This window comes from Paenibacillus aestuarii (assembly GCF_027789125.1).
Classification (GTDB): domain Bacteria; phylum Bacillota; class Bacilli; order Paenibacillales; family NBRC-103111; genus Paenibacillus_E; species Paenibacillus_E aestuarii.
The window spans coordinates 12,867-22,639 of the sequence record NZ_JAQFVF010000091.1; the positions used below are offsets into that span (position 1 = coordinate 12,867).

The following is a 9,773-nucleotide window of genomic DNA, read 5'->3' on the forward strand; positions in this document are numbered from 1 at the left end:
GTCGTTTTTTCTTAGAGTGGAAGTCCTCAGCAGATCGATCAACCCCTAACTCCAATTTTTAGCCTCAACTTTATTTTTTCTCTTAAAAAATCGCTTGATTTTGTTCTCATGCTGTCTCTTTTCGAGGATTCGTTTGATAACATACATAAGTACCTTTGGTCGCATTTCATCATCGTGTTTGAGATTTTGTAGTGCTTCACAAAAGTCATTTGGCATAAGCTGTCATCTTTGTTGTTATGCTGAGAAGTTATATTGCTACAAATTTCGACAAACTGTTAATAAATAAGACCGTAGGGATTATTAAGAGCGCACTATAGAAAGAAACTGCCGACTCATTCGGCAGTTTCTTTCTGTTCCTCTTTCTACTATCGTTATCCTGTTCATGGATTAGAATTTCATTTTTTCATAATTGCTTAATGATAATGAATTAGAATGTGAAAGATTGCTTGCACAAAGAGGTGTTGAAGGATGAATAATTATCAAGGTTACCCCTTAGCTCAGGAAAAAAGGACACAGCCAGTCGTGAAGCCAAGGCGTAAATTAAAGCTGCGGTTTCTTGCTATGATGTTGGTTCTTCTTGTATGTATGTTTATCGGCTGGTTTTATGTAACGCCATCTGGTACAAATTGGCGGTACATGCTCGCTGATACGCTCATTACTTCGCAGCATCGCGATTATGCGAAATACTTAATCGGTCAGAGTGAGCTGGACCGTCGTACAGCAGACTACGAAAAACTATTTGACAGTATGGGATTAGTGAAAGATAACCACGACATTATTCCGAATACCAAAAATAATGCCGTTACGGTTGAGCCTGTGACCGGGAAAAATTTTAAAGGGCATATGCTGATTGTTCACAACCCGCAAATGATTAGAGTCGTTACGACAAGCATGCAAGGGCAAGGCGAACAAATCCTCAGCATGGTTAAGAGGACAGGAGCAATTGCCGGTGTGAATGGCGGCGCCTTTGACGATCCGAATTATGACGGCAACGGTTTTCGACCGATTGGGGTCGTCATGTCGGGAGGAAAGCTTTTATACAGCGATGGAGGCATGGAAGATCCCGTTAATGTAGTCGGTCTGGACCGCAAAGGAATTATGGTAGCCGGCCGCTACAAACCTTCTGAATTGGTGAAGATGGGAGTTAAGGATGCGGTTTCTTTTCAACCTAAATTTATTGTAAATGGAAAAGGTTTAATTAAGAATGAAGCAGACGGTTGGGGCATTGCTCCACGTACATGCATAGCACAAACCAAGGATGGTACGATCATTTTCCTTGTTATCGATGGAAGGCAGCCGGGCTACTCCATAGGTGCAACACTCTATGATGCGCAGCAACTGCTGCTGGCCAAAGGAGCTATTACAGCAGCGAATCTGGATGGCGGTTCCTCCTCTGTACTCGTCAAGGATAATCAGGTTGTGAATCGGCCTTCCAGTAGTTATGGAATGAGGTACCTGCCGACAGCGTTCCTGGTGTTCGATCATCCGGATACCGTGAAAGTATCGAATGTCTGGAACGGTGTTGACATGGCGCATTTCAATTCTGCATATAAACCGTTTGCTTCTAAAAAGTGATAAGAAATACGATAAAGGAAGAACGATATGCAGAGCCGTTTACATCGGATTGATAAATTTTATAGGCGCTGCTAGTGAAATTACGTTGGTAAACAAAATTAGTGGATGATTCCAGGAGGTGACCCTCCTAGAAATATTGAGGAACGCAATGGAATAATTGAATCCTGGGGACTGCACAATACTTTTTCATTTATTCTGTTTCCCCGATGGGCAAAGAGGTTGACGTATAGGAAGTCGCCATGTAAGATTATGGAATCGACAAAGGAGGTGGGAGCAATGAATAAAAATCGCATATATGTTGTAATGCAAGTAGCCCCCCTTTCGGAACAGATGTGCGTCTAGGATACGCGTGCGCGTGTCCGAACCCTTCTGGCCACGGGCTGATTGCCCGTGTTTTTTTTTATTTTCAAATTCAGGATCTATGAGGAGGCAAAACAGTTGTTGAAATTATTCGCTTATAACTGGCAAGTTCGACAAGACTGGTTCGCTTGGTGCCAAGAAGTTTCCGAAGAAGAACTGCTAAAGAAACGGATAGGAGGGGTCGGAGGCATTTTGCACACGTTGTTTCATATTGCGGATGTGGAATTCAGCTGGATATCTGTTATGCAAGGGAAGCCAGAGTTCACGGAGCCGTTTGAATCCTATGCCAGCTTGCAGAAAGTGACGGATTTATCCGCTAGGTTTCACGAGGAAGTTCGTCCTTTCGTCTTGTCGTGGACCAATGAAATGGATTTGAAGGAGTTATCGGAATTAACTCCAAAGGGGGAGCCCGTTAACTTCAAATATGGAGAAGTCATGCGGCATGTCATCGCACATGAAATCCACCATATCGGCCAATTGTCTGTATGGTCGAGGGAAGTGGGCAAAGTCCCCGTGACGGCTAATCTCATTCACCGGGGTTTGTTTTAACCGATGGCACCGCCGCATTAAGCTCCCTCGAAAACACTCATACTCATGAATTCGCAGGATTTCATCTTAAGTAAGCGTAAAATAAGCAGCGAAGGAAGAGCTGGTAGCTGGGAGAGATCGAAAAGGGCATGAGGCAGAATTGTTCAACAAAGATGACGGCAGCTAGCCAGATGGGTGCCATTTTCATTTCTCGCCGTAAATCATGTCAAGAGAGCGGAAGATAAATAACGCTTGCCTTAAAGTATACTTTAAGATGTATGATGAATACGGGCCGAATACATAAATGTTTTATTTGACCAATATTGGATAGAAAGGTGTGAATGACATTGAAGTCAAGATCGTTAGGCAACAGCGGCTTAGAGGTATCGGCACTCGGACTCGGCTGCATGGGCATGTCCGACTTTTACAGCGGGCGTGACGAAGAAGAGGCCATCCGGACCATACACAGAGCAATAGAATTTGGAGTTACTTTACTGGACACGGCCGATATGTATGGCGTAGGAAAAAACGAAGAGCTTATCGGCAGAGCCGTAAAAGGGCGCCGCAGCGAAGTCATTCTGGCAACAAAATTCGGTAATATGCGAAGTGAAGATGGTAAATTCCTGGGCGTCAACGGCCGTCCGGAATATGTAAAAGCAGCGTGTGACGCCAGTCTTCGCCGTCTTGGCGTTGATTATATCGATCTGTACTATCAGCACAGGGTAGACCCTCTTACTCCGATTGAAGAAACGGTCGGCGCTATGTCCGAACTGGTGAGTGAAGGTAAAGTCCGCTATATCGGGTTATCCGAAGCAGCTGCAACGACTATTCGGCGCGCACATGCGGTACACCGGATCACCGCGCTGCAGACAGAGTATTCGCTTTGGAGCCGCGACGTGGAGGATGAGATTTTACCGGTTTGCCGAGAACTCGGGATTGGATTTGTTCCATACAGTCCGCTCGGACGCGGATTTCTTACGGGTCAAATCCAAAAGTTCGAAGACTTGGCGGAAGACGATTACCGACGGTTCTCGCCCCGGTTTCAAGGAGATAATTTCATCAAGAATTTGGAACTCGTTAGACGTGTGGAAGAAATAGCCGCCGAGAAAGGCGTAATGCCGTCCCAATTAGCTTTAGCTTGGTTATTGGCACAAGGAAACGACATTGTACCAATTCCGGGAACGAAACGCAGAGAGTACCTGGAGGAGAATATCGGCGCTATTGCGATCGAACTGACGAAAGAGGATTTGGCGCGTATCGATGAAGCTGCTCCCAAAGGAGCGGCCTTCGGAACCCGTTATCCTGATATGAGAAGCGTAAACCTATAGCATAGCGATCCATGAGAAGGTGTTGATTTTGAGTTTTTCAATAAAAGAAGTTTCAGAATGGTTCGGGATTCCTCCTCACACGATCCGCTATTATGAGAAAGAAGGATTACTTCCTAATATTCAACGAGACCCTAATGGGAACCGGATGTTTGAACAAAAGGATATGGATTGGATAGACATCATGATGCGTCTGCGCGCGACTGGCATGTCCGTTGTAACTTTAAGGAAAATGGTTGATCTAACCGTTAAAGGCGATGTAACGATACCGGAAAGACAAGCAATATTGGAAAAACACAAGCTTGAACTTCAAAGAAAACAAGTAGAGTTGGACAGAGCGAACGAGGCTGTAAACAAAAAACTGTTAATTTATGAGTCATTAATGAGCGTGCACATTCGTGAATAAGATTCTTAGCAAGAAAAGTTCAATATAAGCGGCAGTCTAGACTGTATTTTCCAGTCCAAGACTACCGCTTTTTTATTTATGGACATATGGGAAGAATCTTCCGCGGAATTGAAGGTTTTTAGCTGGTCTCGAATGCTTCCGGTACGGGTAATCTGTGTAAAGCTTTGATATCTTGAAGCGGTGGAAGCCCGAAGTGCCGGCGGTATTCCCGGCTGAATTGAGCCGGGCTCTCGTATCCGACTTCCAGCGCGGCGGCCGTCGCGTTCGCGGAGCCGTTCAGCATGAGGCGTCTCGCTTCTTGAAGACGGAGCTGCTTCTGATATTGCAGAGGAGCCATCGTCGTGACAGCTTTGAATTTGTGATGAAGTCCAGATACGCTCATGTTGGAAGATCTCGCAACCTCATCGATCGTAAAGGTTCTGTTGTAATTCTCCTTGATCCATTCAATAGCTCTGCTAATCCCCCCGCTCTGCTGATCCATGAAGACTCGTTGGACAAACAAGTGCCCGTAATCTCCCGTAAGCAAGCGGAAAATCATTTCGCGTTTGATCAGCGAAGACAGAAAGCGAATTTCCGCTTCGGGACTTTCTCGCAACTCCAATAGCCGGATGAATAAGAGCTGCAAGTGCTCATCGGATTTGCCTACATAGACTCCGGGGCCCATCTTTTGGTTGGGCGGTTTTACATTGATTTCAGCCTCCATCATGACAAAGGCAATTTCTTCCGCCGTTAAATCAATGCGTAAGCCGATATATGGCGATTGCCGCGTAGCGCCGACGACTTGACCGGAGGCCGGAATATCAAACAACGAGACCAAATAGTCGCCCGTACTATAATAGATCGTGTCCTGACCGAGATGGAGTTTCTTGGATCCTTGTAGAATTAGGCAAAAAGAGGGTGTGAGAACGCCGGGCATCAACGCCGTCGGCCGGTTGCGCCGAATCAGCGAAAAAAAGGGGATAACCGTCTCTGAACGCCCTTCCGCAAGATTAAAAAATTCCACCATCTCCAATAATTGATCCAATTTCGTCTGCATGGGAGCGTCCCCCCGTTCTTATTTTACCTCTTATTATACTCCTTGCCCCGAAGATCGCCAACCCATTTATAGAATCTTAAGAATTTTAACTTTACAGTATTGAGCAATTTTTAAGCAGGAACGAGCTATTTCGTGAAGTCGATTCGTGCCATAATGTCGTTAGAAGACGAAAGGGAGGTTACCCTCATGAATGAACATTCGAAACGGATCATTTTGGCGATGATTGTCGCCAGTCAGCTGATCATGGTGCTTGACGGTTCCATCTTGATTACCGCGTTACCTGAAATCGGCCGTACACTCCAGCTATCAACGGCTGTATTGACTTGGGTGCAAAACGCTTATATTTTGGCGTTCGGAGGCTTCCTGTTATTAGGGGCTCGAGCGGGGGACATTTTTGGAAGGAGAAGAACATTCAGCGCGGGGATCGCCTTGTTCTCGCTGGCATCGGTAATGGCAGGCTTGGCACCGTCTGCTTCGCTGCTACTCGCCGCCCGCGCTTTGCAAGGATTAGCAGCAGCGATGGCGACGCCGTCGGCGCTTGCCTTGTTGGCTGTTACCTTCTCGGAAGCCAAGGAGAGGGTGAAGGCGATCGCTGTTTACAGCGCCGTATCGGGAGCTGGAGGAAGCGTCGGCTTGATCGTTGGTGGATTGCTAACAGACGTCATCTCTTGGCGCGCCGGTATGTTCCTCAACGTGCCGATCGGCATCGCGCTGCTCCTTATGGTACCCCGATATATGCGGGAGACAGATATGAAAAAGGGTCGTCTGGATATCTTGGGAGCCTTGACATCTGTAATCGGCATGACGGCGCTGGCATTCGGCTTTGTTCAAGCTGCGTCTGTCGGATGGGGATCGCCAGAAGTATGGGGTTCGCTTGCGCTTGGAGGAGTATCGCTAGCGGCTTTCGTGCAGACCGAAACACGGGCGAAAGAGCCGATTACGCCTCTTCGGTTGTTCGCGAGCCGAATGCGATCTGGAGCTTACTTGGGGAGGCTATTGCTCTTATGCGGAAATTATCCGATCTTTTTCTTCGTCCCGCAATTTCTGCAGAATGTCCTTCATTTTAGTTCATTGGAGGCCGGACTAGGAATTATGCCGTTCATGGCCGTTCAGTTCGCGATGATGTATGCCATGCCTTCGCTCGTAGCCCGATTCGGGAACGTTAAAGTATTGATTAGCGGATTGGTAATCGCGATCACCGGAACAAGCTGGCTGAGTTTCATTTCGGCAGATTCCAACTTTTTCCCTCATTTGTTTTTCCCATTGATCGTCATGGGGTTCGGTGCAGGGATGATCTTTCAACCGTTCACGATCTTAGGGTTGTCCAATGTAGAAGCCGAGGATGCAGGAGCGGCATCAGGGCTCGTCAATGTCGCCCATCAGACCGGATCTTCGCTCGGGCTCGCGGTTCTGATCGCCGTCTTCGAGGCAGTGAAACAACCGGCAGTTACTTCCGGTACGTCTTTTGCCCATGCGATCTCCGTCTCGATCGGGGGTTCGGTCATTTTCCTTACGGCTTCACTCGTTACGGTCTTGATCTTTCTGCTGCCGGCGGATAGAGCGCAACGCGCCGTCGCGAAGATGAAGCCAGTAAGTAGCCTAAACGTTGATTCGAATTCGCCGTAATTGTGTTAAAAAGAAAAAATAAAGAAGTCGTTAAATACTGCGACTTCTTTATTTTTTATCGAAACAGACCTAATTTACGGTGTATGGCGTTTCGGAAACGGGATCAAGGTCATGGGTGCTGCTGGAAATCATACTGTACTTTAAGTTAGTGCGGATGCGAGTATGGTTGTCGCTTCTGTGTTATAAGTACAATTGGACTGAAATGAAATCTAACTGCTGGTGAAATTACCGATCAATTGTTATACTTTCATTTAAATGGTCAAGCCGTGGATAGTGTCTCGTTTATGGGCATGTCACTGTGGGGAGGAAGGAGGGGTAACTTGAGTACAGACACGGTTGTTACACATGACATACTCCGTATAAGTCGTTAATATCCATTAAACTTATACGGAGTTAAATGAGAATAGATGGATATGTACCGACTTTTTATAAAGAAGTATGTGTTATAAAAAGGAGGAACTTTACATGTCAATGATTCAAGTACAAAACCTGACATTTTCTTATCCAAGCAGCTTTGATAATATTTTTGAAGATGTTAGTTTTCAAATAGATACGGATTGGAAGCTTGGATTTATTGGTCGAAACGGACGAGGCAAGACAACTTTTTTCAATCTATTATTGGGGAAATATGAATATGGCGGAAAAATTATTTCTTCGGTAGAATTCAATTATTTCCCGTATCCTGTCTCGGATAAAGGCAGATTTACACATGAAATATTAGAAGAGATATGTCCACAGGCAGAAGATTGGAAGCTTCTTCGAGAAATATCTTATTTAGATGTCGATGCTGAAGTGATGTACCGGCCATTTGAAACATTATCGAATGGGGAACAAACGAAGGTTTTACTTGCTGCACTGTTTTTGAATGAAGGGCATTTTTTATTAATTGATGAGCCGACCAATCACCTTGATACCCATGCACGAAAGATGGTTTCTAATTATTTAAAAAGGAAAAAAGGATTCATTTTAATTTCACATGATAGAAACTTTTTGGATGGCTGTGTTGACCACATCTTGTCTATAAACAGAGCCAATATAGAAGTTCAAAGTGGAAATTATTCATCTTGGAAGCTGAATTTTGATAGACAACAGGAACATGAGGAAGCAACAAATGAGCGTTTGCAAAAAGACATTGGAAGGCTGCAACAATCGTCAAAGCGTTCAGCCAATTGGTCTCATCAAGTAGAAGCTTCCAAAAATGGTACAACAAATTCTGGTTCTAAATTGGACAAGGGGTATTTAGGACATAAAGCTGCAAAAATGATGAAACGTGCAAAGAACCTGGAATCAAGGCAACAAAAAGCTATTGAAGAAAAGTCAAAGCTGCTAAAAAATGTGGAAAAAACAGAGTCATTACAGTTAGAGCCATTGGAATACAAATCTAAAGAACTAATTCAGTTAACGGATGTATCTGTTATGTATGATGGTGAATTAGTTAATGCTCCAATAAGTTTTCATGTTGAACCAGGAGACCGAGTTGTACTTGATGGAAAGAATGGTAGTGGAAAAAGTAGTATTTTAAAACTTATTCTAGGGAAGCCACTCCAATATACAGGTACTTTGAAAGTTGGTTCAGGCCTTGTCATTTCTTATGTACAACAAGATACCTCTTATTTAAAGGGAAAGTTATCTGACTTTATTGAAAAAAATCAGATTGATGAATCAATATTTAAATCCATTCTACGAAAAATGGATTTTGACCGTATCCAGTTTGAAAAAGATATATCCCACTATTCTGGTGGACAAAAGAAAAAGTTGCTTATAGCTAAAAGTTTATGTGAAAAAGCACATTTGTATATTTGGGATGAACCACTAAATTTTATTGATGTTTATTCACGTATGCAAATTGAAGAGCTTATTCAAAGCTTTAACGCAACAATGGTATTTGTTGAGCATGACCAGACATTTCAAGAAAATGTGGCTACGAAAAAGGTAGCCTTATAGTTATTCTTGGAGCGTTAAACTATACGGGCAGAGGGAGTTTAGTTGAAGATTAATTACGGAGAACCGTACCCATAAGTAACGGCAAGTTTCTTGGGGTTGGACGCGCAAGAAGGGCGAATACGTCCTTGTGCGGCATGAGTTCGCCATCGCTCACGCTGATGGAAAAGACCGTTTTTTTGAGGCTTTTGCGTTCTGAGAAAGCTTCAAATGACAGAGGTGTACCTAGTGGGGGACTTTTGCTGGCGAAACGCAGAAGTCCCCCTCAGCCGTTTTGTAGAAGAACAGTCCATTTATTTGGACTGTTTTTGTCGAGTGACAAGATTATAGTCCGATTAATATCCGCCAAATGGCGGCGTTTTTATTTTTATCGGAACATATTCGTGTCATTTCTCAATGTCAAGAATATCCGATTGTCGATCTAAGCAAGAATATCGTCCGATTGCCGAGTAGACCAAAATATTTATACTTTTGGGCATTCAGCTCCCATGAAAATTAAATCCGGAGTATCAGAAAAAGGCCGCACTAAATAAGACGCCACTTAATCATTTTTTGAAGCGTCTGTAAGATGGGGAAATGGATCTAGGAGTTAGCGGCAATTGTTACGGAGTAACCTAAGTTCTCTAATCTTCGAACGGCATACTTTACAATAGATTGCTGCTTCTGTTTGTCAAAATAATCTTCACCAAGATCTACGTACATTTCTTTACGAGTGAGGAGATAAAACGCAATTCGCAGCATTGCATGGGTAACATTTATTGCTGCTCGTTTTTTACCTTTTCGAGAAGCTGTCCGCCTATACATTGCTCCGAGAAAATTCTTTGATGCAGCAACAGAATGGGCTGCTTCTACTAACGCAGATTTAAGATACTTGTTTGCGCTTGTGGTTTTGGCAGATTTCTTTTTCCCTGCACTTTCATTATGTCCAGGTACCAATCCAGCCCAAGAGCATAAATGCGCTGCACTGGGAAACTGT

At 44.3% G+C, this 9,773-nt stretch carries 8 protein-coding genes and 1 pseudogene; 7 read left to right on the plus strand and 2 right to left on the minus strand.

Annotated elements, in window-relative coordinates; genetic code table 11:
- Positions 1–468 precede the first annotated feature (468 nt).
- From O9139_RS31740 to O9139_RS31755, 4 genes are all read left to right on the plus strand, one after another.
- Positions 469–1,575: a phosphodiester glycosidase family protein gene (locus O9139_RS31740; protein ID WP_270885752.1), complete on the plus strand. Its 1,107-nt coding sequence runs from the start codon at positions 469–471 to the stop codon at positions 1,573–1,575.
- Positions 1,576–2,013: 438 nt separating this feature from the next.
- Entirely contained in the window at positions 2,014–2,484 is a 471-nt protein-coding gene (locus tag O9139_RS31745; protein WP_270885753.1) for a DinB family protein, read from the plus strand.
- A gap of 326 nt (positions 2,485–2,810) precedes the next feature.
- A complete protein-coding gene (locus O9139_RS31750) occupies positions 2,811–3,791 on the plus strand; it encodes an aldo/keto reductase (RefSeq protein WP_270885754.1) in 981 nt (326 codons plus the stop codon).
- Positions 3,792–3,819: 28 nt separating this feature from the next.
- Complete coding sequence (locus tag O9139_RS31755; RefSeq protein WP_270885755.1) at positions 3,820–4,194, plus strand: MerR family transcriptional regulator; 375 nt, start codon at positions 3,820–3,822, stop codon at positions 4,192–4,194.
- 118 nt (positions 4,195–4,312) lie between these two features.
- Here O9139_RS31755 and O9139_RS31760 read toward each other — a convergent pair whose 3' ends face one another.
- Entirely contained in the window at positions 4,313–5,230 is a 918-nt protein-coding gene (locus tag O9139_RS31760; protein ID WP_270885756.1) for an AraC family transcriptional regulator, read from the minus strand.
- Between the two features lie 186 nt (positions 5,231–5,416).
- On the opposite strand from O9139_RS31760, the gene O9139_RS31765 reads away from it, so the two are divergent.
- The 3 genes and pseudogenes from O9139_RS31765 (at position 5,417) to O9139_RS31775 (ending at position 8,800) form a co-directional block, all read left to right on the plus strand.
- Positions 5,417–6,856, plus strand: coding sequence for an MFS transporter (locus O9139_RS31765; protein ID WP_270885757.1), 1,440 nt, complete (start codon positions 5,417–5,419; stop codon positions 6,854–6,856).
- Positions 6,857–6,978: 122 nt separating this feature from the next.
- A pseudogene (locus tag O9139_RS31770) lies at positions 6,979–7,149 on the plus strand (23S rRNA (adenine(2503)-C(8))-methyltransferase ClbB); the annotation flags it as partial.
- A 172-nt stretch (positions 7,150–7,321) separates the two neighbouring features.
- A complete protein-coding gene (locus O9139_RS31775) occupies positions 7,322–8,800 on the plus strand; it encodes an Lsa family ABC-F type ribosomal protection protein (protein WP_270885758.1) in 1,479 nt (492 codons plus the stop codon).
- Between the two features lie 579 nt (positions 8,801–9,379).
- Here O9139_RS31775 and O9139_RS31780 read toward each other — a convergent pair.
- On the minus strand, positions 9,380–9,773 hold a 394-nt coding region (locus tag O9139_RS31780; protein WP_270885759.1), incomplete at its 5' end, for a transposase.

Bases quoted from the DNA above. Each gene is read 5' to 3' on its own strand.
- O9139_RS31740 (WP_270885752.1), top strand. From the start codon at position 469: ATGAATAATTATCAAGGTTACCCCTTAGCTCAGGAAAAAAGGACACAG.
- O9139_RS31760 (WP_270885756.1), bottom strand. From the start codon at position 5,230: ATGCAGACGAAATTGGATCAATTATTGGAGATGGTGGAATTTTTTAAT.
- O9139_RS31765 (WP_270885757.1), top strand. From the start codon at position 5,417: ATGAATGAACATTCGAAACGGATCATTTTGGCGATGATTGTCGCCAGT.
- O9139_RS31775 (WP_270885758.1), top strand. From the start codon at position 7,322: ATGTCAATGATTCAAGTACAAAACCTGACATTTTCTTATCCAAGCAGC.